Raw genomic sequence first — 25,146 nt, forward strand, 5'->3', positions numbered from 1 at the left:
GACCTTGCCATTAACGGGCAAGGTGCATCCTCCACAAAGAGATGGCCTGTGTCCTTAATGGATCAGGCCATTTTTGTTTTGTACAACGCCCGTCATTTTTTCGTTGTACAGTTCTGCAAGATGGTCGTCAGCGTTCAATCAAACAATATAAAAAGGCGGTCTTACCTATGATGGAGTTTTTGCAGACGATAAGTTGGGCGGCAGTATTTCAGATCATTTTGATCGATATATTGCTGGGGGGCGATAACGCCGTGGTTATTGCATTGGCTTGCCGTAATTTGCCTGCCCAACAGCGCGTGAAAGGTATTTTGTGGGGCACAGCCGGTGCAATTGGCTTGCGTGTTGTCCTGATTGCCTTTGCCCTGACTTTGCTGGCCGTACCGTATCTGAAAGTGGTCGGTGCCTTGCTGCTGGTCTGGATCGGCGTCAAGCTCTTGATTCCTGAAGAAGATGGGCACGGCAATGTTGAGGGTGGTGCCACCTTGTGGAAAGCCATCAAGACCATCATTATTGCCGACTTTGTAATGAGTCTGGACAATGTGATCGCGATTGCGGGTGCGGCTCAAACTGCCGATCCGGATCATCAGATCGGTCTGGTTGTCTTTGGTCTGGTCGTGAGTGTGCCTATTATTATCTGGGGCAGCACCTTGGTGCTGAAACTGATCGACCGTTTCCCTATGGTTGTGACATTGGGTGCCGCTTTGCTGGGTTGGATTGCAGGTGGCATGCTGGTGACAGATGTTAAATACATCGAGTACTTCGGTGAGCCTAGCTCCACGGTCAAGTTGGCTGCGGAAGTGGCGGGTGCCTTGCTGATCGTTGTTTTGGGTCATGGCATTGCTGCGGCCAAGCGCAAGAAAGCTGCCTAAGCCTGAAATTGAAACAGCAGGTGTAGAACCAGGGCCGGGGGCTTCGCTTCCGGCATGGTTCTGGGTTAAGCTCAAACGATTTTCTAAAAAAGGAGTACACCATGGCACAAGCCTCCGCACGCCACATTCTGGTCAGCACCGAAGAGAAAGCGAACGAATTGAAAACCGCTATCGAAGGTGGTTCTGACTTTGCTCAGGTGGCCAAGGAAAATTCCAGCTGCCCATCGGCCCGCATGGGCGGCGAGCTGGGAACATTTGGCCGTGGCCAAATGGTGCCCGAGTTCGATCAGGTTGTGTTCAGCGCCCCTGTTGGCGTTGTACAAGGCCCCGTCAAGACTCAGTTCGGCTACCACCTGGTAGAAGTGACTGCACGTCAGGACTGATACGATCAGGCCAATAAAAACCCGCCTCGGCGGGTTTTTTTGTGCATGCTGGGCTCTGGTAACTGGTGGCTATTGATTAGGAGCCGGACTTGTCGGTTTCTGAGGCTGACGGGCCAGGCAAGCATTGAGTAGCCCTTAAAACTGATGTGGCACCCGATAAAGAGGCTGCTTTTTTGTCTCTTTCCTGGTGAAACAGGCCTGCTTATAAAAGCTAATACCTTGATTATCAGGGCGTATACATAAAAAACCTGGACATTTTCCCGCAAGCTGCGCAGTATGCCAGCCATACTGGCTAACGGTCTTGTTGCCGTATTGTTCGCTTACCTTGAGCGAACCAGCCCATTCTTATAAAGAAAACCCATGAAACGCACCGATATGGAAAAACTCAGCGCCGTCAAACTGCTGAGCAATGTAAAAAAAGCGGGTACGCCACAACGCTTTGCAGGTGATTCTGCGGCAACTGATCGGCGCGAACAGCGTCGCCTGGATCAGGCTGCTGGTTTGGTGTCCTTTCCCGTGAAGCTGACTCAACCTGTTATTGATGCCGTGCGGGCTCGTGCTGCCGAGCAAGGCGTATCGACCCATGAAGTGATTGACCGCCTGCTGGCCCAAGCCCTGGACCTGTAATCCATGCAGATTTGGGTCGATGCCGATGCCTGTCCGGTGGTTATCAAAGAAATTCTTTACCGTGCCGGGCAACGTTGGAGCCGCCACGTGATCTTGGTGGCCAACCAGATGTTACGTACCCCGCCGTCGCCCTGGCTGCGGGCGGTGCAGGTGGCACGGGGCTTTGACGTGGCAGACGATTACATCGTCCAGCATGCCAGCGTCGGAGACCTGGTGATTACTGCCGACATTCCCCTGGCCGCACAGGTATTGGAGCGCAAAGCTCTGGTCCTGACCCCCAGAGGGGAACGTCTGGATGCCAACAGCATCGGCGAGCGGCTGGCCATGCGCGACATGATGGAAGAACTGCGCAGCACCGGCGTGGATATCGGAGGCCCGGCCCCCTTTAGCCAGGCTGACCGGCGCGAGTTTGCCAATGCACTGGACCGCCTGATGATGAGCCTGAAAGCGGCGGCGAGATCGTAAACAGACTTGCCATCCCCCGGCCCTTGTGTGAGTCTGTCGCTGGATTGAGATTTTTTAAGTGACGTACCGAATGACAGACTCAAAACGCCCCCTGATGACTTTGACTGGCCTGAACGAGGCCGTTGCCCAGTTTGCGCGTGAGCGTGAGTGGGACCAATTCCATAGCCCCAAAAATCTGGCCATGGCCCTGACCAACGAAGTGGGCGAATTGATTGAAATCTTCCAATGGCTGACAGAAGACCAGTCCCGCGAGGTTGGTAACGATCCGAAAACCGCCCAAGCTGTGCGCGATGAGCTGGCTGACGTGCAGATCTACCTGAGCCGTCTGGCCTTCGTTCTGGGGGTGGATATGAATGAGGCGGTCACCAACAAGCTGGTGAAAAACGCCCAGAAATACCCCGCCGATAAGGTGCGGGGGACGAACAAGAAATATACGGAGTTGTGAAAGAAGCTAGGGCTTACAGCTCCCCCAGCATTTCCTCTACAAACCGCTCCATTCGTTCATGTCGTTCACGCGCGATTGCTTGCCCACGCTTTGTCTGAAAACCCTCGGCCAATTTGAATAATTTGGCCGGGAAGTGATCCAGCGCGTAGCGCTTGTCATCCAGAGGGCGATGTTCTGCTTGTGGATCTTCCGGCTCATACAAGCTGGATCCCATTCGTCCCGCTGTGTAGAAGCAGCGAGCTATTCCTAAAGCACCAATGGCATCCAGGCGGTCTGCGTCCTGCAAGATGCGGGCCTCCAGACTGGCTGGCGCTATGTTCGCTGAAAAACTGTGGCTTTGAATCGCTTGACCGACGGCTTCACAGTCTTGCTGGGACCAGCCCATCGCCCCCAGAATATGCTGCGCTTGTTCGGCCGACAGGGTGGATGCACGAGAGCGCAAAGGCGAGCTTTTCTCCACTGCAACGCAATCGTGCAGCACCGTTGCGGCCAGCAAAATCCGCAGATCCCCACCTTCTTTTTCCTGAATCGCACAGACGTTCTTCCAGACCCGTTGCAAGTGCGATTGGTCGTGAGAGCCGTCGTTGTGACTGGTGCTGCTGTGGGGTAAGAGTTGGGCGGCAAGCCCTTCAAAGGGGTGGAACAGGCTGGACATGGCTAGGGTTCGCTGTAGATGGTGCCACAGCATAACGCGAAGCAGCAGGGGCAGGACAGGCTCAAGAAAAAGGGCCGCCAGTGGCAGCCCTTAAAGCGAATTGACGCTTGTAGAGTTAGAAGTTGCTCAGCCCCAGATCACTGACCGAGTCGGCCCAATAGTTCAACTGCTGATCCACATACACGGTGAACTCGGCTGGGCTATTGGTGACCAGAGTTGCTCCGTTCCCCTCCCAGATTTCCTTGATCTTGTCGGTATTCAAGGCCCGGTGAATGCGGTCTGCCACGCTTTGTACGGTGGTGTCCGGCACGTCCCCTTGCATGAAAATTCCGTACCAGGTCTGGGCGCTGATTTCATCCATGCCCAGCTCCTTCAGGGTCGGCACATCCGGCAGGGCAGGGGCACGTTCGGGGCTGGAAACCGCCAAGGCGCGCAAGCGGCCATTGCGTATCTGCGCCACCGCAGATGGCATGGTCTCGAACATAAAGTCCACCTGATCGCCACTGATCAGCGCCATGACTGCCGGACCGCTGCCTTTGTAATGCACGGCGGTCATGGTGGTGCCGGATCTCTTTTCCAGCTTGCCCGCCATCAGATGCAGCATGGTGGCCACGCCGCTGGTGCCATAGTTCACGCCAGCCCCTTGTTTGGCGGCGGCCAGCAGGTCGTCTACGCTGCGATAGGGTGAATTGGCGTTCACCACCAGCACATTGGGCATGGCGGCAATCAGGGTGACGGCTTTCAGGTCTTTACGGGTGTCGTAGGGGAAGTTCTTCAACACGGCAGGTGCAATCATGTGATGCACGGCACCAAACAAAAGCTGATTGTCTGCGGGGCTGGAGTTGGCCACCATGCTGGCACCCAGCACGCCGCCTACGCCTCCTTTATTTTCTACAACCACGGTTTGATCTATTTCAGTGCCCAAGGCTTCGGCCAGGGGACGAGCCAGGGTATCGCCCGAACCGCCTGCGGCAGAGGGGACGATCAGCCGCACCGGGCGCTCGGCCCAGGCGGGGGGCGCTGCCCAGCTTTGGGGCGCGGCAGCAAAGATAAAACTGAGGGCAAGTACAACACGGGACCAGGGTTTCATGTTTTTTTACCTCCTCGGTAGTTGTTGGTTTCAGCCTTTGCCAGAGCCCAGGCTGCCGGGGTTGCTGCGCAGCTTGTCGATTTGATCCTGTCGTGGTGTCAGCCCCAGGCCGGGGGCGTCAGGCATGCGCAGCCAGCCTTGTTCGGGCTGGGGCAGGCCGGTGTAGATCTCGGCCATCATGGCGCTGGCGGCCAGGTGCCATTCCACATCGCCGCCATTTAACAGGCCGCAGTGCAGGTGACCGTTGTGGGAGGGGAAAGCCCCGCCATTGGCGACCGAAGCGTTGAAGCTCTCTGCCAGGGCGAAGATCTTGCGGGACTGGGTGAAGCCGCCGGAAATCAGCACGTTGGGTTGCAGAATGTCCACGGCTTGCTGCATCAGCAGATCACGGAAGCGATAGGATTGGCCTTCGTTCTGGCCAGCGGCAATGGTGATGCCTGTGCTTTGGCGCAGTTCACGCAGGCGGCCCGTGTCGTTCTGGGTAATGGGTTCCTCAAAAAAACCGACGTCCAGATCGCGGGCATGACGGGCGATGGCTTTGGCATGCACATAGTCCAGGCTGCAGTTACCGTCGATGTATAGCGACATGTCGGCGGGAATGGCCTCGCGTACCAGGCTCATGCGGCGCATGTCCTGACGAATCAGCTCGGCCAGGGGACGCGGTTCGTCGCGACGTTGCAGACCATGATGGCCTACTACCATTTTCAAACCCTGAAAGCCTTGATCCACGCAGCCTTGAGCGACCTTGACCAACTCTTCTTCGCCCAGGAAAGCAAAACCGAAGGTTGCGTAGGCGGGGACTTTTTCACGAGCACCGCCCAGCAGTTTCCACACTGGCAAACCCAAGGCTTTGCCCTTGATGTCCCATAAAGCGATGTCCAGTGCCGAGATGGCGTGCATGGCATAACCTGTCTGGCCCCGAGGGCACACGTTCCAGTACATGCGGTCCCACAGGCGCTCGGTGTTCAAGGGGTCTTGCCCGATCAGGTCGCTGGCCAGAATATCGTTGATGGTGCTGGCAACGGGGTGCTCCTCGGTAATGGCACTCAGTCCATAGCCGGTGATGCCTTCATCGGTCTCGATTTCGACATGACAGATGGCTAGATTCGTGGGTTTTTTGATGCCCGCGCTATCGAACTGAAAAGGCACGTTCAAGGGAATGGCGCGTACGGCCGTGATCTTCATTTTCCTGTCTCCTCACACTTTTTTGAATGCGTTTGCATGTAATTGTTTTAGATTTATAGCTTTTTGTCGCAAACGCAATCAATGGTGTAAACCCTTGATTTAATTGATATATATACTCGTAATCTGATATATCAAAAACGAATTTCTGGAGTGCGTGGCTAGCTTCTCGGGGGAGGGCTTGCAGGATAAGAAAATCTTTTGGAGGACGGGAAGCAGACGCTTTGTACGCTGTTTAGCAGCAGCACAGGGGCTTGTTGAGTAGGTCGGAAGATCAGCGGGGAAAAGGCAAACAGTGGTTGGTTTTACTTCCTGTCCAGATCGTTGTGAAACGTGGTTGATAGACGCGCCAAAAGAGCGGTTCACAAAAAAGCCCTGCCAAGCAGGACAGCGTGGCAGGGCTTTTTCAGTCGTGCGAAGTATGCGCAGCGAGCGGTCTATTTACCTCGCAGCAACTGCATCTGACGACGATCTTTTTTGGTCGGACGCCCGGCATCAAAATCCAGTGCAGGCTCGGGGGCCAGACGGCGTTGTTCGGCGGCCTGGGCGCGCCGTGTGCTGCTTTCTTCCGTTTCCTGATACAACTGGCGCGCAACCGGGGCTGGGCCACGCACGCCGCTCAATGCGGTGACGTGAACTTCCATGGCCGGTGTTTCTTTGCGCAGGGTAATCACATCACCAATGGAGACTTCGCGGGCAGGCTTGGTGCTTTGCTGATTCAGCAAAACCCGTCCTTTGGTGATCTCCTCAGAAGCCAGGCTGCGCGTCTTGTAAAAGCGCGCTGCCCAGAGCCATTTATCCAGTCGTAATTTGTCCATGCGTTATTGTAAATCCAGTCTGTCATAGCTGGGCTTAATGCAGTTCCACCGCAGCGGCAGGCGCTGCCTGCACACGAGGCAAACGCAGACGCAGTAGCAGAATCAGACTGAAGACGGCCAGCAATCCGGCCCAGAACATGACGCGGTGGAAGCCGTCCGCCCAGGCGTGCTGGATGGCGTGCATCCAGAACACGGGATCGGCCGAGGCAGGCAGATTTACCTGACCGGAGCTAATGATGTGCTGAGCCTGCTCCAGCAGGGGATTGACCGGATCAAGGCGGCTGGACAAAGAGCTGACGGCGCCCTGGCTCATCAAGGACGCCAGCAGGGCAACGCCCAAGGTCATGCCGGTTTGGCGGATGGCGTTGGTAGTGGCCGATGCCATGCCGGAACGCTCACGCGGCACCAGATTCATGACCAAGGTACTGCATGCCGGAACAGACAAGCCCATGCCTATGCCCAGTACGGCCAAAGCGACACCCGCCATCCAGTAGGAAGTGCTAGGTTGCAACAACATCATGAACCAGGAACCGGCTGCCATCAGGCCAAAACCCGTAGTCAGGATCAGCTTCAAGCCAAAGCGTTGGCTTAAGGCACCGAAACGGGAGGCCAGCACGGCCATGCTGATGAACTGCGGGGCCAGCCCCCAGCCGGTTTGGGTTGCGCTCCAGCCTAAGGCGTTCTGGAAGAACAGAGACAGGAAAAACACATTGCTGTAGGCGGCAAAACCCAGCACAAAGGAGGCGATATTGGCGGTGCTGAAGCGGTAGTCCCGAAACAGGCTTAACGGCAGCAAGGGGCGGGCGACGCGGGTTTGGGCATAGATAAACGTCACGAAAGTGACCGCGGCCACGCCCAGGGAGCGTAGCGTCTCGGTGGCGTGCCAGCCTTGTTCACCCGCGCTGATCAGGCCGTAGGTCAGGGAACCGAGCCAGATAACGCTTAGCAACTGGCCGATCGGGTCGAAGGCCGCGTGTTCGGGGTTGGCCGATTCCTGAATGCCCCACAGGCCCAAGCCCAAGGTCAGCAGACCCAGTGGCAGGTTCAGGCTGAAGATCGCAGGCCAGTCGGCCACATCAACCAGCACACCGCCCAGAATCGGGCCCAGCACCAGGGCCAGTGCGCTGAAGGAGGACCAGCCGCCAATCACCCGGGCACGCTGGGCCGTGTCCGGAAAGGCGTGTGTCAGGATGGACAAGGCACCGGGAATAAGCAAAGCCCCCGCCATGCCTTGCACGATGCGGCCCCAAAGCAGGGCGCTCAATGAACCGGCCAAGGCGCACATCATGGAGCCGACGGTGAAGGCCAGCACGCCCAGCAGCCAGCTTTTCTTGCGTCCGTAGCGATCCCCCAGCAGGCCGGCGGACAGCATGAAGGCGGACAGACACAGCGCATACGCATCCACAATCCACTGCAGCCCGGCCATATCGGTTTGCAGGGCTTGCTGCATGCGGGGCAAGGCAAGATTGACGATGCTGATGTCCAGGGTAACCATGAAGGTCCCCAGGTAAATGGCGATGGTTAGAGCAAGTCGGCGAGTCATAAGATTTGATAAATGAGAATTATTATCGACGACTATAGAATATTGACTGACTGTCAGTCAATGAAAAATAAACAGGCTGGCTAAAATAACGCGGTAAGCTCCGACCAAGCACATTGTCGGGTTTTTTCTGATACCTTGACGCCCATGACCGCCGCTAAAACACCTCGTACCCAACCCTCTGAAGTTCGTCGCCGAGATTTATTGGAGGCGGCCGCCGCCTTGTTTCTGCAACAGGGGTTTGATGCCACGCCAGTCGATGAAATTGTGTTGCGGGCCGGCATGTCCAAGGGCTTGTTCTATCACTATTTCAGTTCCAAACAGGAGATCCTGGCCGCCTTGCGCGAGCAGTTCATCCAGCAGTTTCATGACCGGGTGCAAGGGGCGTTGGAGCAGGCCCCGGAAGATGATTGGGTGCAGCGTCTGACCTGTTGGATTCGGGCCTCGGTACAGGGGTATAGAGACACGCTGGACATGCATGATTTGGTGTTTTCAGACCATATACGCAGCAATTACCAGGGTGAGCGCAACGTGGTGACCGAGCCACTGCACCGGATCCTGAGCGAAGGGCAAAACGCCGGAGTCTGGTCTGTGGCGGATGTGGATTTGACCGCTTGGGTGATCTACCAGGGCATGCACGGCGCAGTCGATAATATGGGTCTGGAAACCGCTGAGCAGTGGGCAGCCCTGGAAGACAATCTGGTGACTCTTTTTGTGTCCATGCTTGGGGCGAAGCTCCCTCACCCGTATAAATAGCGTGGTAGAGCGGTGCTGTGTGTTTACGCGGCATTCAGAGAAGCTGAACCAGAACCGGTAGCGGTCTCAGAGCGGTGTTTCCTGGATGTAGACAGTCATCAACAGAACTGGCCCTGCTCCTTAATCGAAGCAGGGCCAGTTTTTGGATCAGCAAAGACTTAGCGGAACTGGAAGTGTTCTTTGTGCAAAGTCCAGGATTTCGCCGGTAAGGTCTGCTTGAGTTCGCGCTTCAATTGCCTGCCCATGGCCGCCGGCCCACAGAACCAGATATGCATGGGCTTGTCGGCGTGATAGTGTTGCATGACCTCTTTGGGTGACCAACGACGGCCATCGGCATAAATTTCAAGATCCACATCCGGGTGTTCCTTGGCGGCTTTGCTCAACGCTTGCGCCAGCGGATCATAGCCATGCTGACAGGCATATTGCAGATAGGCGTAGGGAGCATGACCTTCTTTGTGCTCCTGGCTTAACCAGGACAGAAAGGGCGTGGCGCCTACACCGGCACCGACCCAGATATAGATACCGTTGTCGTCACCTTCCGGCTGAGTAAAGCGGCCATAGGGGCCATCGAGCTCGATGTTTTGGCCGATATGCAAACGCTCGGGCAATTCGCGTGTCCAGTCGCCCAGTTGCTTGATATGAAAGCGCACAATCTGGTTGTCCTGATCGGCATCGGACAAGGTGAACGGATGGGCTTCAGATTCCCCCTTCAAGCGTAGAAAGGCGAACTGTCCGGCCTGGTGCCCAGGCCAGGACTGGTCCATGCGGCATTGCACCTCCAGCACATCGCCTTGTGACGTACAGGAGATGACGGTGCCTGTGTGTGGATAGGCCGAACTCAGGTTGCGTAGCAGTTGGATGCCGGCTGCTACCGTCCCGATCACCATGGTGATGGCCAGTGCCCAGCCGCCTATGCCGCTCCAGTAGGCAGGGGGTGTCAGCACCACACCATGAAAGATCAGGATCAGATAGGCCACGGGCATCAGGCGGTGCAGGCTGTACCATTTCTTATAGGAAATCGTACGGCGCGCCAGCGTGATGATCAGCATCAGAATCAGCGCGTAAAACGTCCATTCGCCCAGTGATTTGGCATAAGGTTTGAACAGGCTGACCCATTCAGGAACAGGAGTTTTGGCCAGCCGGCCGCCCGTGCCAATCGCCGCAGAAATCAGACCTTTGGATTCCTTGCTGAGCCAATGGGCCAGGCTGAACAAAATGGCGATGATGCCCAGCCACTTATGCAGTCTGTAGGCTTTGTCCATGCCCCCTAGCCAAGGCTCCAGACGGCGGGGGCGCAGGGCCAGGACCATGATGGCCGTCATGGTGCCCAAGGCCAGAATGCCGGTCAGCAGCATGCCTTCTTGTCGGACTACCCACAGCGTATCGCCAGGCGGCGAAGGGGCAAGCCACAGGGCTTCAACAGCCCAGATCAAAAAGAAGGCAGAGAGCAGCAATAAGAGAGGGCGACGCATGGCCTGTTCCGAATTGTTTGAAAGAACTGAGCGCTGCGTGGTCGTGATGTGAAGAACGTACTGACGCAGCGCACTGAAAACACTTCATTCAGGGTAATACGTTGCCTAGTCGTTTGTGGAGCCTGTATTCAAGGGCCAGTTGAGAAAGCTCAAAACACCTCTAAATAGTTGTTATTTAAAATATTTGTTAATGATTCTGGTTGCTGTTTACTCTGTTTCCGCGTGTTGCAGAGTAAGTGGCTCGATTGCTTTTCAGACCTGTTTGACGGGGCACAGCAGTGAGGCAAGGTCTAGCAATGCCCCATCTTGATGAGTTTGTCCGATCAGTTGCAAACCCAAAGGCAGCGGGCTGTCTTGTCCCGGTGCGGGCAGGCTCAAGGTAGGCCAGCCCAGCAAGGACCAGGGGCGGTTCAGAACTGAAGAACCGGTACTGTCCAGCCCATAGGGCGCAGGCCCAGGAGCAGCCGGGGTCAATAAGGCATCAAAATGCCCATAGCGATCCTGCCATTCCTGTTGCAGTTGACGGCGGCGCGCTTGCCAGGCGTGGTAGTCCGCCGGGGGCAGATCCAGGCCCTGCTTGATGGCTTGCACCGTAACGGGCCGCAAGGCATCCGGGCTGGCTTGCCAGACGGGCAGCAGGCTGCGGGCCATTTCATACGCCATGATCTGTCCTTGCAGGATCAGCAGTTCTTTCAGTTGCGCATCTGCAGGCAGACGTTCCAGTCGGGCGCCTTGTTGCTCCAGGTGCTGGCAGCCCTGTTCCAAGGCGGCCAGCGCAGCGGGGGTAATCGGGCCCAGGTCTTTGCCATCGAGCACGCCGATACGTGGCGCGCTGGGGACTCGACTATCCGGTAACCCTTGCAAGACCGAGGCGACACGGCGCAGCACAGACAAGTCCCGGCTGAAGTAGCCAATGGTGTCCAGGCTGTCGCACAACAAGAACAGACCGCTGCGATGCACCGCACCAAAGCTGGGTTTGAAACCCAGGATGCCGGTAAACGCAGCGGGGCGCATCATGGAGCCTCCCGTTTGGGTGCCCAATGCAAAATCCACCATACCGGCCGCTACGGCTGCTGCTGAACCACTGGAAGAACCGCCAGGCGTATGGTCCAGGTTCAGCGGGTTACGGGTGGGTCCGGGGGCGGCGTAAGCAAATTCGGCGGTTACGGTTTTGCCCAAGGCAATCGCACCGGCCTGGCGCAACAAGGCGACGCAAGCTGCATCGCGCTCTGCGGGCAAGGCATGGGGGAAATGTGCACCATAACGTGTCGGCATGCCTTGGACATCCAACACGTCTTTTACGCCGAAAGTCAGGCCGGCCAAGGGGCCGTCGGGGGCAGTGCTGATACAGGTGGCCGGATCAGCCAACCAGGACCAGGCCTGGATGGACTGGTCCTGCAAAGCGAGAGAGGAAGGGGGGGCAGTCATAAGGGAGAAGCAGGGCTACTGGATCGAGATGTTCTGATCCTTGATCAGTGCAGTCCAGCGTTTGGTTTCTTCTTTCACAAAAGCGGTGAATTCTTCAGGCGTGCCACCTACGACTTGCGCACCTTGGGACTCCACAATCTGACGATAGTCTGGATCTTTCAGGGCGTCATTGACAGCAGTGTTCAGTTTTTCCAGCACATCAGCGGGCAACCCTGCGGGAGCAATCACGCCAAACCAGTTCGAGGCCACCAGGTCCACCCCTTGTTCTTTGAAGGTGGGGGTGTCCGGCATGGCTTTCAGACGCTCTTGCGAGGTCACGCCCAGCACGCGCAGGCGCGGGTTGTCGATTTGCATGTGGGGCAGGAACAAGCTGGCCAGCTCCAGATAGAAGGAAATATTACCGGCCAGTAGATCGTTCGATGCGGGAGCACCACCACGGTAAGGCACGTGTACGGCATCAAAGCCGGAGGTGGCCTTGAATTGTTCAGTTAGCAAGTGCGATGCACCGCCTGCGCCGGTCGAGGCGTAGTCCAGTTTGTTGGGGTTTTGCTTGCCGTCAGCCACCAGATCGGCCAAGGACTGGTAGGGCGAGCTGCTGTTCACACCCAGCGCCATGGCGCCGCGCTCGATCAGGGCGATGGGTTGCAAATCCTGTTCAGGATCGAAGGGCAGGTTGCTGCCGTACAGTGCCTTGTTCACCGACATGGGGCCAAAGTTGCCCAGGCCGATGGTGTAGCCGTTGGGCTTGGCGCGGGCAATCATGCTGGTGCCGATATTGCCGCTGGCTCCGGGCTTGTTTTCCACCACAATCGTCACCCCCAGGCTGTCGCTCATTTTTTGAGCCAGCATGCGCGAACGGGTGTCCGAGCTGCCACCTGCAGCGTAAGGCACCACAAAGGTAATGGCTTGCGACGGGTAAGGCGCGTCGGCCATGGCCGAACCGGAACCCAACAACGTCAGTGTGAGCAGGCCACTCAATAAGGGGGCGCGATGCTTGAATACAGTCATGTTCATCTCCTGCGTTGGGCCAATATTCGCAGTGACGTGCAGTATGGCCCTGTTTTTGATAAGTGTCAGGATGGATGGTAGTAAGCGCTAATTATGTTGTCTAATATTAAAAATAGTCATTATTAATTCATTTTTAAACCTTATTGGCGGGCATATGCTGGACTCCAAATTAAGCGAGATGTTCTTGGTGGTGGCCGAAGAGCTGCATTTTGGCCGTGCTGCTCAGCGTTTGTTCATGACCCAACCGCCCTTGAGTCAGGCCATACGCAGGCTGGAAGAACAGATAGGGGCGACCTTGTTTATCCGCACCACGCGCACGGTGCAATTGACGGCGGCCGGACAGGAGTTGCAGCGTCGCCTGCGCCTGATCGGCAACGAGCTGGAGCAGACGCTGCAGGCGGTACAGCAAGTGCATAGAGGCGAAACCGGCATGTTGCGTATTGCACTGACGCCCAGCAGTGCCTATGCCGGCGTGTCCAAGCATCTGTATCGCTTTCGCCAGGACTTCCCCCAAGTAGATATTCAGATCTACGAGATGAATTCCAGCGAGATGCCCGCTGCCCTGTACGAGCGCCGGGTGGATGTGGCCATGATCCGGCCTTCCTTTGCTGTGCCGGACTTGAACCCGCAGTTGGTGGAGTCCGAACCCATGATGTTTGTGCTCAGGCGTGATGATCCACGTGCCCAGGAACATAGCCAGGGACTGACCTTGCATCAGGCTTTTTCTTATGAAATGGTGGCGTACTCACGCCAGCAGTCGCGTTATTTTCATCTGCTGCAGCAGCGCATGTTGCAGCGCTCGGGCTGCTTGCCGCGCTTTGCGCAGGAAAGCATGGTGCCTACGGTGCTGGTCATGGTCGAAGCGGGTATTGCTCCAGCGATTGTGCCCGCGTCCTTGGCGCGCTTGCGTACCGATACCTTGGAGTATCTGCCTTTGCTGGACGCAGACGATATTACGGCCGAGCTAATGAGTGCTTATGTCTCGGACAATACCAACCCGGCTTTGGTGAATTTTCTGGCGGTGCTGGAGCAGCATCGCTCAAGCTGATTGACGGGCAGCCAGCCATTGCCGCATGGATTGGCCCGTGCGCTGCCGAAACAGACGGGATAGGGCAGAGGGATTGGCATAGCCTAGATCCAGGGCAATGCGTTTGGCAGACTGGCCCTGGGCCAGCCGCTGACAGGCAAGCGACAGGCGCCATTGGGCCAGATAGTCGGCTGGCGTATCGCCGACCCAATGCTTGAACTGCACGGCAAATGCGCTGCGTGACATCTTGGCTTCCTGTGCCAACGATTGCACGGTCCAGTCCCGGCCCGGATCGGCCTGAATGGCCAGCAAAGCTCGCGCCACAGGCGGGTGCGACAAGCCGCGAAACAAACCTACGGGAATCTCGCAACGATCAGGATGGTCAAACAGCCAACGCAGCAATTGCAACAAGACAATCTCGAACAGACGGTCCGCCAACAGCCGATGGCCGCAGCGTACCGACTCCGTTTCCGCAAAGAGCAGGTCCAGTGCCTGCTCCAGACCAGCGGCCTCTTCCAGCGGGACAATAATCAGATCGGGCAGAGAGCGGGCCAAGGGGTGATGCTCTCCCCCGTCAAAATCCAGGGTGGCGCAAGTGAAGTCCGAGCCCTCCTCAGGTAGATCGTAAAAGGCATGCTCCAGCGGGCGAGGATAAAACAACAGGCTGGGGCGATCAATCGTCATGATTTCCGGCACCGGATCACGCGGGTCGTGGCGCACGCTTAACTGGCCGCGTCGCAGAATGTGCAAGAAGGCACGCCCTGGCTGGGCCGAGAAGCGGGTTACCCCACATAAAGAGCCGTTGTAGAACAAATGGGCGCGAACGCGGAACTGTTCCAGCAGAAGGGAGAGGCGATCCAGGTTCATGAAACCATCCTTGTCTGGATGAAAAGGTAAGTTGTCGAGACTAATCTTATCCAATGATCCTGCTCTTGGCGAGAAACTATGCCTACTCGCTTCTTTTTGGCCACCTTGGCCGTCCTCACCAGGAGATCACCATGTCCCGCCTTACTTTGCCCGACGTTGCCCAAGCTCCCGCTGCCAGCCAGCCCGCTTTGCAGGAAATTCAAAAAGCGTTTGGTGGCAGCGTGCCCGCCATGTTCCGTATGGTGTCCAATTCGCCCGCCGCCTTGCGCAGCATGTGGGGCTCCTTCGGCGCTTTTGCCGGTGGCCAGCTGGGTGCGAAATTAGGTGAGCAATTGGCCGTAGCCATTGCTGATCGCAATCGTTGCGAATACTGCCTGGCCGCCCACAACGTGCTCGGCGCCAATGCCGGCTTGAGTCCGGAGACGCTGGCCCAGGCCCAGCGTGGTCAGTCCGATGATCCACGTACCGCAGCGGCCTTGAAGTTTGTGCTCAAGCTGGTGGATCAGCGTGGGCAAGTGTCGGCTGCCGATGTGCAAGCCGTGCGCGATGCCGGTTTTTCTGAAGGTGAAGTGGTGGAACTGGTCGGTGTGACCGCCTTGAACCTGTTCACCAACTACATCAATAACGCGCTGGAAGTCCCGGTTGATTTCAAGGCTGTTGAACTGACTGCGTAAGCACGCTGTGTGATGGCCCGCCCGCGTACTGGCAGGCGGGCTTTTTTTGTCGCCGGGCCGCCCCAAGACAAAAAGCCCCCCTCGGGGGGCAGCAAGCCGAAGGCGTAGCGTGGGGGCTTGTTTTGCCGCCGGGCCGCCCCAAGGCAAAACGCACCCCCTTGGGGGGCAGCAAGCCAAAGGCGCAGCGTGGGGGCCTTTTCTGCGTTTGCAAGCCGTGTTTTACTTGGCCGACAAGGGGCCAGAATTAATGTCTGTCAGTGGCTGGTTCACATCAAAGAAGCGTGCATCAATGCCGGTGATGCCAAAGCTATTGAGCCGCTTGCTGTGCATGTCCAGATAAGCCTGTGCGCTGGCTTTATCCTTGAACAGATACACGCCACCGGCTTTGGACTGCTCTCTGTTTTCTGTCCAGATTTTCCAAATCAGACCCGGTTCCAGGCTGATTGATTGCGCCAGTTCTTGCATGGCGTCGCTCATCTCTGACCCCCACGGGCCTGGGTAAGGAAAATCAACATACAGCAAGGTACTCATGATTGGCTCCATATCAAAATACGTGCCGAACATCATACCTTGATGGTTGAATTGCCCGTTACTGTCTCTTATTTGTCATAGGACGTTGCGGGCGGCTTGATTGGCTGGCCTCGCCCATGAAGGGCGCGTATAGTTTTTCTTTTGCTATTTGCTGCTGGAAGCCCTCATGTCCTGGACCGCGTTGTTGTTGGTGGTGTGTGCTGCGTTCATTCATGCGGGTTGGAATCTGCTCTCAAAACGGGCTGCGATGGCAGGAGCGCATTTCGTATTTGCCTACTCTTTTTTCGCCATCCTGTTTTACTTCCCCATCATGCTGTGGGTGGTTTTCACTCAAGGCAATATGCCTTGGACCAGCGAAACCATTACTTGTTTGCTGCTCAGCGCCTTGCTGCATATGGGCTATAGCCTAAGTCTGCAAAAAGGCTATCAGGTGGCAGACCTATCGGTGGTGTATCCCATCGCTCGGGGCACCGGGCCCATGCTCTCGTCTATTGGTGCCTTCATCTTGCTGGGCGAACCGGTACGGCCTTTGGGCGTGCTCGGTATTTTGCTGGTGGTGATGGGGATTTTGCTCATTGCCACACAAGGTCACCTACGACGTTTTTTCAGCCCCTCTGCATTGACGGGGGTGCGCTGGGGCATGCAGACCGGGGTTCTGATTGCCGCCTATACCGTGGTGGATGCCTATGGCGTTACCGTTTTGTTGATCTCGCCGTTTCTGCTGGACTGGTTCAGCAATGTGCTGCGGCTGGGCATGTTGGCCCCCTTCATCGCCAAGCGTGGGCGCGATGGTTTCGTCAAACTTAAACCTTATTGGAAATTGGCGGCGGCCGTGGGCCTGCTCTCGCCCATGTCCTACATTCTGGTTTTGCAGGCCTTGAGGCTGGGAGCACCCTTGTCCATGGTGGCCCCTGCTCGTGAAATGTCCATGATGGCAGGCACGCTGTTGGGCATGGTCGTGCTGCGCGAGAAGGCCAATATCTGGAGTTTGTTGGGCTGTGCCGTCATGATCAGCGGGGTTATTGCCCTGACCTCCGGTCCTGCTGCCTGATCGCTCTCTTGAAATATCGCAGGCTGTCCCTATCTGCTTGCAATAGGGCGTGCTTTGGCGCGCGGCAATCAACCCATTTTTTGCTTTTTCACCATGAGCCAGACTGACACTGCGAATACGTCCGAAACCCTAGGTTTTCAGGCTGAAGTCAAACAATTATTGCATTTGATGATTCACTCCTTGTACAGCAACAAGGAGATTTTCCTGCGTGAGCTGGTATCCAATGCGTCGGATGCCTGTGACAAACTGCGCTTCGAGGCCATCGACAATCCAGCTTTGCTGGAAGGCGATCCGGAAATGCGTATCCGTGTGGAGTTCGATAAAGAACAGCGCACGATCACCATTTCCGACAACGGCATTGGCATGTCGCGTGACGAGGCAATTGCCAACCTGGGCACTATTGCCCGCTCGGGCACCAAAGAGTTCTTTTCCCAACTGACGGGCGACAAGCAAAAAGATACTCAGCTTATTGGTCAGTTTGGCGTGGGCTTTTACTCTTCCTTTATCGTGGCTGACAAGGTGTCCGTGCTGACACGTCGCGCCGGTGAGGATCAGGAAGCGGTGCTGTGGGAATCCTCCGGCGAAGGCGAGTTCACCATTGCCGCCGCTGAAAAAGCCGAGCGCGGCACCACCATCACCTTGCATCTGCGTGAAGGCGAGGACGATTTCCTGGACGGCTGGCGTTTGCGCAACGTGCTGCGTCGCTACTCCGACCACATCTCCTTGCCGGTGCAAATGCGCAAGGAAGAGTGGGACGAAGAGAAGCAGCAACAAGTCACGCAGGACGAATGGGAAAGCGTGAACCAGGCCAGCGCCTTGTGGACACGCTCCAAGTCGGAAATTACCGACGAGCAGTACCAGGAGTTCTACAAGCACATCGCTCACGATTACGAGAACCCTTTGGCCTGGACACATAACCGGGTCGAAGGCCGTAGCGAATACACCCAGCTCCTGTTCGTTCCCAAGCAAGCTCCTTTTGATCTGTGGGACCGCGATGCCCGCCGTGGCGTAAAGCTGTACGTCAAGCGTGTGTTCATCATGGATGACGCCGACCAACTGTTGCCCGCCTACTTGCGCTTTGTGCGTGGCGTGATCGATTCGGCTGACCTGCCGCTGAACGTCTCGCGTGAAATTCTGCAAGAAAGCCGTGATGTCCGTGCCATCCGTGAAGGCAGCGCCAAGCGCATCCTGTCCTTGCTGGAAGATCTGGCCGAGAACCAGCCCGAGCAATACGCCGAGTTCTGGGGCCAGTTTGGTCAGGTGCTGAAAGAAGGCACCGGCGAAGACATGGGCAATCAGGCTCGTATTGCAGCCTTGCTGCGCTTTGCGTCCACGCATCAGGAAGGCTCGGCCCAGACCGTGTCCCTGAACGACTATATCGGTCGCATGAAAGAAGGTCAGGACAAGATTTACTACGTCACCGCTGACACCTTTGCTGCTGCATCGAACAGCCCGCATCTGGAAGTATTCCGCAAGAAAGGCATCGAAGTGCTGCTGATGTCCGACCGCGTGGACGAGTGGATGCTGTCCTATCTGCGCGAATTTGAAGGCAAGCAACTGGTGTCCGTGGCCAAGGGCGGTCTGGACCTGGATTCGCTGGCAGACGAGCAAGAAAAGAAACACCAAGCCGAAGTGGCTGAAACCTTCAAGCCGCTGGTCGAGCGTTTGCAAGCCACGCTGGGCGAGAAGGTCAAGGAAGTGCGTATTACGGCCCGTCTGGTCGATTCCCCCGCTTGTGTGGTGGTTGATGCCAACGAACTGAGCCCGCATTTGCTGCGCATGCTGCAAGCCGCTGGCCAGGAAGCCCCTGAAGTTAAGCCAATCCTGGAAATCAACCCGGAGCATGCTTTGATCGCCAAGGTTCAGGCCGCTGACGATGAAGCCTTTGAACAGTGGGCCCAGTTGTTGCTGGAACAAGCCATGCTGGCTGAGGGAGCCGCCTTGCAAGATCCCGCCAGCTTTGTGAAACGTGTGAATCGCTTGCTGTTGAATCTGTAAATCTGAAGCTTGCTGGCTCTGCCTGAAGGTGGAGTCAGTTGCCAATACATAGGCCTCTATCGTGATGTGTACGATAGAGGCCTTTTTTGTGCGTGTTGACAGACCATTGATGGAAAAAGGGCGTAGTTAAAGGGAAAGGGGTGTTAAGCGATTTCTTGGTTTTTGTCTATCTTAATGAGAATTGATCGTAATACGATGCATGCACACGACACTGCGGGCCAAAACCCGCTGGTTTTGAGTTGAATTTAAGGAAATCGTAATATTTGGATAGACTTAAGAATAGGAATGATTAATATTACGGTTCCTATTAAAAGCACTTATCAGGCATCGAAACACCGCTAATGCGCGCGATCAACCCTGCTTTGATCGCACAGCCTTGAAAAAGTGATACCTACCATATGGAGCTGGTAATGTCGTTCGTTTCCTCTGTGCCGCCTCGTCGCTTTGCCGAGACGGTCTTGTCTGCTGCCCTGTTTGCCGCCCTGACGAGTCCTGTGATCGCTCAAACCGCCAATCCAGGCGTGACCGAGTTGCAGTCGATCAAAGTTCAAGGCTCGGAAGATGCCAATGGCATTGAGGGCTTTCAGGCCCATAAAGCGCAATCGGTGAAGTTCTCTGAGACTTTGCTTAACACACCGCGCTCTATCACCGTGATCCCAGAGGAGGTGATCAAGGATCGTGGTGCGACATCGCTGCAAGACGTGTTGCGCACCACTCCCGGCATTACTTTGGGTTCGGGCGAAGGCGGCACTCCCGTGGGAGATCGTCCTTTTATCCGTGGTTATGAGGCCAGTACCGATATTTTTATTGACGGTGTGCGTGATTACTCCCGTGGCTCGCACGAGACCTTCAACCTGGAATCGGTTGAAGTCTTGAAGGGCCCCAGCTCGGCGTATACAGGCCGTGGCGGCACTGGCGGTAGCCTGAATCTGGTGACCAAGTCTCCCAAGCTGAAAGACTTTTTCCAGGTGGAAGCAGGTTACGGGACGTCGGACCAATATCGTCTGACGGCAGACGGCAATTATGCTTTTTCGGACACAGGTGCAATCCGCTTGAACCTGATGCGCATGGGGGGTGACGTCGCAGGTCGTGATGGCGTGACAATCGACCGTTGGGGGATCGCTCCTTCCATTGCTTTTGGTTTGGGTACCCCCACACGTGTGACCTTGTCGTATTCGCATCTTGAAAACAAAGATATGCCGGACCTGGGCTTTCCCTTCCGGAACGCGGCCAATCCGGATCGTGTGACCCCCTTGGAAGCAGACCGAGACAATTTCTACGGTCGTCATCAGGTCGATTTTCGTGAATATACGGCAGATACCGCCACGGCACAGATTGAGCATGACCTTAATGAGCGTTTCACAGTTCGCAACGTGACGCGCTATGGCAAGACCTTGAATCATTACTTGATGACCAGACCGTCGTTTGACAATTGCAAGGCCAATTCGGGTGGTGCGTGCGCCAGTGAGGGGGAGGGCTTGCTGTTCACAAGATCGGATCGGGCGCGCTGGCGCAGTTCGGAGTCCCTGCTGAACCAAACCGACGTATACGGTACGTTTACAACGGGTACCTTGAAACATGATGTGGTAGCCGGGCTTGAGTTCAGCAAGGAGGATATCTACAACCGAAGCATCACGGGCACGCCTGGCTCGGATACGGACTCTTTTTATAATCCGAATCCCAATCGCAGCTACAGCTATTCCTTGAACTATGGCTCCAAAACCAAAGCAGGCGATATCAAGACACGCTCGGCGTATATCTTTGACACCATTGCGTTTAATGAGCAATGGTCGGTCAATGGTGGCGTGCGATTTGATCGTTTTGAGGTCGACAATACCCAGGAGTCCCGCAAAGATGACATGTGGAACTATCAGTTGGGTGTGGTCTATAAGCCAGCGCGCAATGGTTCTATCTACCTGAGCTATGGCACCTCTTCCAACCCGACAGGGGAGAACCTGGGTCAGGCCGGTGGTGCAGATGGCCCGGCAGGTGGCGCCGCTATTCGTGACCTGAAGCCCGAGCGCAGCTACAGCTGGGAGTTGGGGACAAAGTGGGACGTGGCCGACGAGAAGTTGTCTTTGACAGCGGCCATTTTCCAGACCGACAAGAAAGATGCTCGTTCTACCGATCCTTTGACTGGCGATGTGTCCTTGAGCGGCAGCAACCGTGTACGTGGCCTGGAGTTGGGTGCGGCCGGTGCAATTACCCCGAACTGGAATGTATGGGCGGGTTACACCTATCTGGACCCCAAGATCAAGAAATACCGCAGCGGCAATAATGTCTTTGACGGTAAGCAGATGAAGTTCATCTCCAAGCAGAGCTTCAACGTCTGGACGACCTACAAAGTCATGCCCGAGCTGACCTTGGGCGCAGGTGCCACGTTTGTGGGCAAACGCTTTGTGGATGACGCCAATCAATTGAAGCTGCCTTCCTACTGGCGCTACGATGCAATGGCGCGCTACGACCTGAACAAGAACGTATCTTTCCAGTTCAACGTCAACAACATCAGCAATGTGCGCATGTATGATGCTTCCCACGTCGGCCTTTTTGCCAACGTTGGCCCAGGCCGCTCTTACATGTTCAATGCCTCTTACCGCTTCGAGTAAGTTGCGTTTTGTCGTGTAAATTCAGATGGGCCGCCTTTTGGGGCGGCCTGTCTGTTTCTTGCTTTACCTTGTATTCCTTTTGTTTTGGCAGGTGCCCCATGCTGATTACGATCCCCGATGTGCTCAATGCTGAACAGTTGCATGACTGTCGCCAGGCCCTGGAGCAGGCACAGTGGGAAGATGGGCGCACGACGGCGGGTTATCTGGCCCAGCACAGCAAACGCAATCTGCAATTGCCTCTTGATACAGCCGTCGCCAGGCAGATGGGGGAGTTTTTAATGCATGTATTGGGTCAGCACAGCGGCTTTATTGCCGCTGCCTTGCCCCTGCGTATGTTGCCACCACGTTTTAACCGTTACGAGGGCGGCGGGGAGTACGGCAACCATATCGATAACGCGATTTTTACGGTTCCTGGCACGGGACAGCGTCTGCGTACTGATGTCTCCACAACCTTGTTTTTTAGCGACCCCGACGAATACGAGGGCGGGGAACTGATCATCGAAGATGTATACGGAACACAGTCCATCAAACTGCCTGCAGGGCACATGGTGGTGTATCCGGGGACCAGTTTGCATCGTGTACAGCCGGTGACTAAAGGAACACGCTATGCCTCGTTTTTCTGGACGCAAAGCATGGTGCGTCATGCGCATCAACGCAAACTGCTGTGGGAGCTGGATCAGAGCATTCAGCAACTGGCCAAGCAGAACGCAGATGCTCAGGAGCTGTCGCGCCTGACGGGGATTTATCATAATTTGCTGCGTGAATGGAGCGATGTCTGATCGCCAGGAGCTTGATTGATCATGTCCCAAGAACGGCTGCCCCCGCTCAGTAATATTCCGGCCCAGATTGCCTGCCTGAGGGATTACGAACCCTATGCCCGTGTGCGTATGCGCGCACAGGACTGGGCGTATTTCAGTGCAGGGGCGGCCGATGAGTTTACTGTGCAAGACAACCTGGCCAGCTTTGGGCGCTGGGGTTTATGGCCTGCTGCTCTAGGTGAGTTTGATCAGCCTTCCACCCGTTTGACACTGCAAGGGCAGTCTATGGACTACCCGATTCTTCTGGCGCCCGTGGCTTATCAGTGCTTGGCTCATCCTGAAGGTGAATTGGCCAGTGTGCTGGGCGCGGGTGCGATGGGCGCGACCAGCGTAATCAGCATGCAGGCCAGTCATTCCTTTGAAGAGATTGCCGCACAGGCGCATGCCCCGTTGTGGGCACAGTGGTATTGGCAAACGGATCGCGCATTTACGTCGGATTTATTGGGACGGCTCAAGGCAGCGGGTTATGCCGCTTTGATGTTGACGGTGGATGCTGCTGTCAATGGCTCGCGTAATCAGGAGCAGCGTGCGGGGTTTGCTTTGCCCGAGGGTGTGGACGCCGTGAATCTGCGGGGCGCTCCCAGGCAGCAGGCGGTTTTAGGTGCAGCAGGCACCAGCCCTTTATTTGGCAGTGGCCTATTAAATAGTGCCCCCACCTGGGATGACCTTGCCTGGCTGGTGCAGCACAGTCCTTTGCCTGTTTGGGTCAAGGGAATCATGCGCCCCCGTGACGCTCAGCGAGCGCTTGATGTAGGGGTCGCCGGAATGGTTGTGTCCAATCATGGTGGGCGCACTTTGGATGGTGCTCCCGCCTCTGTGGACGTCCTGTCACAGGTTTGTCAGGTCGTGGGGGAGAGGGTGCCGGTATTGATGGATGGCGGTATTCGACGCGGTACCGATGTACTCAAGGCTCTGGCTTTGGGGGCGACGGCGGTGATGATTGGCCGTCCCTATATTTATGGTTTGGCGACTGCCGGAGCCGCTGGCGTGGCCCATGTATTGCATATTCTGCGGGCGGAGCTGGAAGTGGCCATGGCACTGACCGGCTGTAATACTTTGGCCGATATCAGCCCCGACGTACTTTATCGGCCCTGATCCAGTTCTTGTTCCGGCAAGGTTTCTTTGGGCCAGCCGTGCTCGCGTTTTACCCGTTCCCAGTCAAAGAACGGCCCCGGATCTGTCTTGCGTCCTGGGGCGATATGTTCGTGGCCTCGTACTGCGTTCAGGTTATGGCGCATGCGCAAGGCGCGGCTCAAACGGGACAGTTCCCGGTACTGCGCTTCAGTAAAGGGTTCGAAATCGCTGCCTTCCAGCTCGATACCAATAGAGAAGTCGTTGCAGCGTTCGCGGTCTTTAAAACGCGACACACCTGCGTGCCAGGCGCGGCGGGTAGTAGGGACAAACTGGATGATGTGGCCGGTACGCTGGATCAGAAAGTGGGCTGAAACCTTCAGGTCCCGGATGTTCTCGAACCAGGGGTGTGCACTGATATCCAGCTTGTTCTGGAAGAAATCCCGGATATACGGCCCGCCAAATTCTTGCGGTGGCAGGCTGATATTGTGCAGCACCAGCAGGGTTGGGGTGTCGCCCTCGGGGCGGTCATCCTGATTGGGTGACAAGGCACGCAGGACATTGGCATGGGGTTTAAGCCAGCCCTGGCGGTCCAGGTCATAGGCGTGGTGCATGCGGGCCATGAGCTTAACTGCGCGGGCCGCGCTTGGCGTGTTCCAGGCTGCACCAAGTGTGATGATTGCTCATCAAGGCTTCGGAGCGAGGTAGAAAAATGCCACAGTGCGCGCAACGAACCATCTCTTCTGCCTTGCCTGGTTTGCGTGGCGGGCGCATGGTCGGGTTGGGTGGGTTGCGTTTGCGGGCCTTGTTTTGTGACACGATGCGGGCAATGATCATGGCCACCAGGATAGCGACAACCCAGAATAAGACTTTACCCAATTTTCCCTCGTTGCAAGATGACGTCCAGTACAAAGTGGCTGCCTGTATAGGCCAGCAGCAGGAAGGCAAAACCGGCCAAGGTCCAGCGCAAAGCAACGCGACCCCGCCATCCATACTGTTTCCGGCCCCATAGTAAGCCACCAAATGTAACCCAGGATAGCAAGGTAAAGACAGTTTTATGGTCAGCGGGTAAAAATTTACCGTCTATTGCCATGGAGACGGCGGCACCGCTCAGGATCGTGAAGGTCAGAATGACAAAAGAGACGCGGATCAGGCGAAACAGCAGTTCTTCCTGCACCAGCAGGGGCGGCATGGTGTCCAGCACCCGGCTGAATAAACCACGTTGTTCCTGATGCAAAATAGGACGGTGCAACTGGCGGTCCAGCGCTGTCATCAAGACGGCGTGCAGGGCGGCCACGGTGCTCAGCCCGTAGGCGACCAGTGCAATCAGCAAGTGGATGCGTAGCCATTCATTGCCTGCATGGTGGACGATATGGCCATTGGGAAAGGCCATGGCCAGCAGGCTGACGATTGTGGCCGCAGGCAGTAGAATGAGCAACAGGCCGTCCAGACGCAGATACAGGCTTTGGAACCAGAACACCACCATGCCCAGCCAGATTGCCGCCGACAGGGCCAGTGCCCAGCTCAGATGCAGCCCTTGGGGCAGTACAATCGTCAGCAATAGGCCCGCTCCGTGCACAATAATGGCGCAGAGCAAAGCCACCCGGCTAGGGGCGTTCAGTACGGTTCGGGTGCTGCCGCGAGTCAACGGACGCCATAGCGAGATCGACAGCACGATGTACGCCAGTGCGGCGAGCAAGTGAAATACAATACTTGCAGACATAAGTCCCGGATTTCCTGAAAAACGGTACGGGGCGTACCTCAA

At 56.4% G+C, this 25,146-nt stretch carries 25 protein-coding genes and 1 pseudogene; 13 read left to right on the forward strand and 13 right to left on the reverse strand.

What is annotated here, in order from left to right; genetic code table 11:
* Nucleotides 1-167: 167 nt before the first annotated feature.
* From AB7E06_RS09890 to AB7E06_RS09910, 5 genes and pseudogenes are all read left to right on the forward strand, one after another.
* Nucleotides 168-869, forward strand: a complete 702-nt coding sequence (locus AB7E06_RS09890; protein ID WP_108728174.1) for a TerC family protein — start codon at nucleotides 168-170, stop codon at nucleotides 867-869.
* A gap of 98 nt (nucleotides 870-967) precedes the next feature.
* Nucleotides 968-1,252: pseudogene (locus tag AB7E06_RS09895) on the forward strand (peptidylprolyl isomerase); the annotation flags it as partial.
* Nucleotides 1,253-1,612: 360 nt separating this feature from the next.
* Entirely contained in the window at nucleotides 1,613-1,879 is a 267-nt protein-coding gene (locus AB7E06_RS09900) for a hypothetical protein (RefSeq protein WP_094195523.1), read from the forward strand.
* 3 nt (nucleotides 1,880-1,882) lie between these two features.
* Nucleotides 1,883-2,344 (forward strand): YaiI/YqxD family protein, encoded by a 462-nt coding sequence (locus tag AB7E06_RS09905; RefSeq protein WP_094195524.1) that lies wholly within the window; start codon nucleotides 1,883-1,885, stop codon nucleotides 2,342-2,344.
* Between the two features lie 70 nt (nucleotides 2,345-2,414).
* The gene (locus AB7E06_RS09910; protein WP_108728172.1) at nucleotides 2,415-2,789 is read left to right on the forward strand and encodes a nucleotide pyrophosphohydrolase; all 375 of its coding nucleotides are present in this window, start codon (nucleotides 2,415-2,417) and stop codon (nucleotides 2,787-2,789) included.
* A gap of 13 nt (nucleotides 2,790-2,802) precedes the next feature.
* Here AB7E06_RS09910 and AB7E06_RS09915 read toward each other — a convergent pair whose 3' ends face one another.
* From AB7E06_RS09915 to AB7E06_RS09935, 5 genes are all read right to left on the reverse strand, one after another.
* Entirely contained in the window at nucleotides 2,803-3,444 is a 642-nt protein-coding gene (locus tag AB7E06_RS09915) for an HD domain-containing protein (protein WP_427956660.1), read from the reverse strand.
* Between the two features lie 115 nt (nucleotides 3,445-3,559).
* Nucleotides 3,560-4,534, reverse strand: a complete 975-nt coding sequence (locus AB7E06_RS09920) for a tripartite tricarboxylate transporter substrate binding protein (protein WP_346549009.1) — start codon at nucleotides 4,532-4,534, stop codon at nucleotides 3,560-3,562.
* A 30-nt stretch (nucleotides 4,535-4,564) separates the two neighbouring features.
* On the reverse strand, nucleotides 4,565-5,719 hold the full coding sequence (locus AB7E06_RS09925) for a mandelate racemase/muconate lactonizing enzyme family protein (protein ID WP_427956664.1): 1,155 nt from the start codon (nucleotides 5,717-5,719) through the stop codon (nucleotides 4,565-4,567).
* A gap of 434 nt (nucleotides 5,720-6,153) precedes the next feature.
* Nucleotides 6,154-6,534 (reverse strand): RNA-binding S4 domain-containing protein, encoded by a 381-nt coding sequence (locus tag AB7E06_RS09930; protein WP_026484973.1) that lies wholly within the window; start codon nucleotides 6,532-6,534, stop codon nucleotides 6,154-6,156.
* Nucleotides 6,535-6,568: 34 nt separating this feature from the next.
* Nucleotides 6,569-8,077 carry a DHA2 family efflux MFS transporter permease subunit gene (locus AB7E06_RS09935; protein WP_427956667.1) on the reverse strand — a complete coding sequence of 503 codons (1,509 nt, stop codon included), beginning with the start codon at nucleotides 8,075-8,077 and terminating at the stop codon, nucleotides 6,569-6,571.
* A gap of 144 nt (nucleotides 8,078-8,221) precedes the next feature.
* Between AB7E06_RS09935 and AB7E06_RS09940 the strand changes: the two genes are divergently transcribed.
* Nucleotides 8,222-8,830: a TetR/AcrR family transcriptional regulator gene (locus tag AB7E06_RS09940; RefSeq protein ID WP_094195530.1), complete on the forward strand. Its 609-nt coding sequence runs from the start codon at nucleotides 8,222-8,224 to the stop codon at nucleotides 8,828-8,830.
* 158 nt (nucleotides 8,831-8,988) lie between these two features.
* Here AB7E06_RS09940 and AB7E06_RS09945 read toward each other — a convergent pair whose 3' ends face one another.
* From AB7E06_RS09945 to AB7E06_RS09955, 3 genes are all read right to left on the reverse strand, one after another.
* Nucleotides 8,989-10,302: a ferredoxin reductase family protein gene (locus AB7E06_RS09945; RefSeq protein WP_108728168.1), complete on the reverse strand. Its 1,314-nt coding sequence runs from the start codon at nucleotides 10,300-10,302 to the stop codon at nucleotides 8,989-8,991.
* Between the two features lie 252 nt (nucleotides 10,303-10,554).
* Nucleotides 10,555-11,730: an amidase gene (locus AB7E06_RS09950; RefSeq protein WP_427956671.1), complete on the reverse strand. Its 1,176-nt coding sequence runs from the start codon at nucleotides 11,728-11,730 to the stop codon at nucleotides 10,555-10,557.
* 15 nt (nucleotides 11,731-11,745) lie between these two features.
* A complete protein-coding gene (locus AB7E06_RS09955) occupies nucleotides 11,746-12,738 on the reverse strand; it encodes a Bug family tripartite tricarboxylate transporter substrate binding protein (RefSeq protein ID WP_094195533.1) in 993 nt (330 codons plus the stop codon).
* 154 nt (nucleotides 12,739-12,892) lie between these two features.
* Between AB7E06_RS09955 and AB7E06_RS09960 the strand changes: the two genes are divergently transcribed.
* Nucleotides 12,893-13,786, forward strand: coding sequence for a LysR substrate-binding domain-containing protein (locus AB7E06_RS09960; protein ID WP_108728166.1), 894 nt, complete (start codon nucleotides 12,893-12,895; stop codon nucleotides 13,784-13,786).
* Here AB7E06_RS09960 and AB7E06_RS09965 read toward each other — a convergent pair.
* Nucleotides 13,778-14,632, reverse strand: coding sequence for an AraC family transcriptional regulator (locus tag AB7E06_RS09965; RefSeq protein ID WP_094195535.1), 855 nt, complete (start codon nucleotides 14,630-14,632; stop codon nucleotides 13,778-13,780). The genes AB7E06_RS09960 and AB7E06_RS09965 overlap by 9 nt on opposite strands.
* Before the next feature lie 131 nt (nucleotides 14,633-14,763).
* Between AB7E06_RS09965 and AB7E06_RS09970 the strand changes: the two genes are divergently transcribed.
* Nucleotides 14,764-15,306 carry a carboxymuconolactone decarboxylase family protein gene (locus tag AB7E06_RS09970; protein ID WP_094195536.1) on the forward strand — a complete coding sequence of 181 codons (543 nt, stop codon included), beginning with the start codon at nucleotides 14,764-14,766 and terminating at the stop codon, nucleotides 15,304-15,306.
* A 219-nt stretch (nucleotides 15,307-15,525) separates the two neighbouring features.
* Here AB7E06_RS09970 and AB7E06_RS09975 read toward each other — a convergent pair whose 3' ends face one another.
* Nucleotides 15,526-15,837, reverse strand: coding sequence for a monooxygenase (locus AB7E06_RS09975; RefSeq protein ID WP_094195537.1), 312 nt, complete (start codon nucleotides 15,835-15,837; stop codon nucleotides 15,526-15,528).
* A gap of 166 nt (nucleotides 15,838-16,003) precedes the next feature.
* Between AB7E06_RS09975 and AB7E06_RS09980 the strand changes: the two genes are divergently transcribed.
* The 5 genes from AB7E06_RS09980 (at nucleotide 16,004) to AB7E06_RS10000 (ending at nucleotide 23,405) form a co-directional block, all read left to right on the forward strand.
* Complete coding sequence (locus tag AB7E06_RS09980) at nucleotides 16,004-16,888, forward strand: EamA family transporter (protein ID WP_094195538.1); 885 nt, start codon at nucleotides 16,004-16,006, stop codon at nucleotides 16,886-16,888.
* Nucleotides 16,889-16,981: 93 nt separating this feature from the next.
* Nucleotides 16,982-18,886 carry a molecular chaperone HtpG gene (gene htpG, locus AB7E06_RS09985; protein ID WP_094198249.1) on the forward strand — a complete coding sequence of 635 codons (1,905 nt, stop codon included), beginning with the start codon at nucleotides 16,982-16,984 and terminating at the stop codon, nucleotides 18,884-18,886.
* A 410-nt stretch (nucleotides 18,887-19,296) separates the two neighbouring features.
* Nucleotides 19,297-21,492: a TonB-dependent receptor gene (locus AB7E06_RS09990; protein WP_230018973.1), complete on the forward strand. Its 2,196-nt coding sequence runs from the start codon at nucleotides 19,297-19,299 to the stop codon at nucleotides 21,490-21,492.
* Nucleotides 21,493-21,590: 98 nt separating this feature from the next.
* Entirely contained in the window at nucleotides 21,591-22,271 is a 681-nt protein-coding gene (locus AB7E06_RS09995; RefSeq protein WP_094195540.1) for a Fe2+-dependent dioxygenase, read from the forward strand.
* A 21-nt stretch (nucleotides 22,272-22,292) separates the two neighbouring features.
* Complete coding sequence (locus tag AB7E06_RS10000; RefSeq protein ID WP_427956678.1) at nucleotides 22,293-23,405, forward strand: alpha-hydroxy acid oxidase; 1,113 nt, start codon at nucleotides 22,293-22,295, stop codon at nucleotides 23,403-23,405.
* On the opposite strand, the gene ampD is transcribed toward AB7E06_RS10000, so the two are convergent.
* The 3 genes from ampD to AB7E06_RS10015 are packed head-to-tail and all read right to left on the reverse strand — an operon-like array spanning nucleotide 23,393 to nucleotide 25,104.
* Nucleotides 23,393-24,004 (reverse strand): 1,6-anhydro-N-acetylmuramyl-L-alanine amidase AmpD, encoded by a 612-nt coding sequence (ampD, locus tag AB7E06_RS10005; protein ID WP_094195542.1) that lies wholly within the window; start codon nucleotides 24,002-24,004, stop codon nucleotides 23,393-23,395. The two genes, AB7E06_RS10000 and ampD, sit on opposite strands and share 13 nt — an antisense overlap.
* A 4-nt stretch (nucleotides 24,005-24,008) precedes the next feature.
* The gene (locus AB7E06_RS10010) at nucleotides 24,009-24,260 is read right to left on the reverse strand and encodes a PP0621 family protein (protein ID WP_094195543.1); all 252 of its coding nucleotides are present in this window, start codon (nucleotides 24,258-24,260) and stop codon (nucleotides 24,009-24,011) included.
* Nucleotides 24,253-25,104 carry a cytochrome C assembly family protein gene (locus AB7E06_RS10015; protein ID WP_094195544.1) on the reverse strand — a complete coding sequence of 284 codons (852 nt, stop codon included), beginning with the start codon at nucleotides 25,102-25,104 and terminating at the stop codon, nucleotides 24,253-24,255. The genes AB7E06_RS10010 and AB7E06_RS10015 overlap by 8 nt, the downstream gene beginning before the upstream one ends.
* Nucleotides 25,105-25,146 lie beyond the last annotated feature (42 nt).

The organism is Alcaligenes sp., assembly GCF_050255915.1.
Classification (GTDB): domain Bacteria; phylum Pseudomonadota; class Gammaproteobacteria; order Burkholderiales; family Burkholderiaceae_B; genus Alcaligenes; species Alcaligenes aquatilis.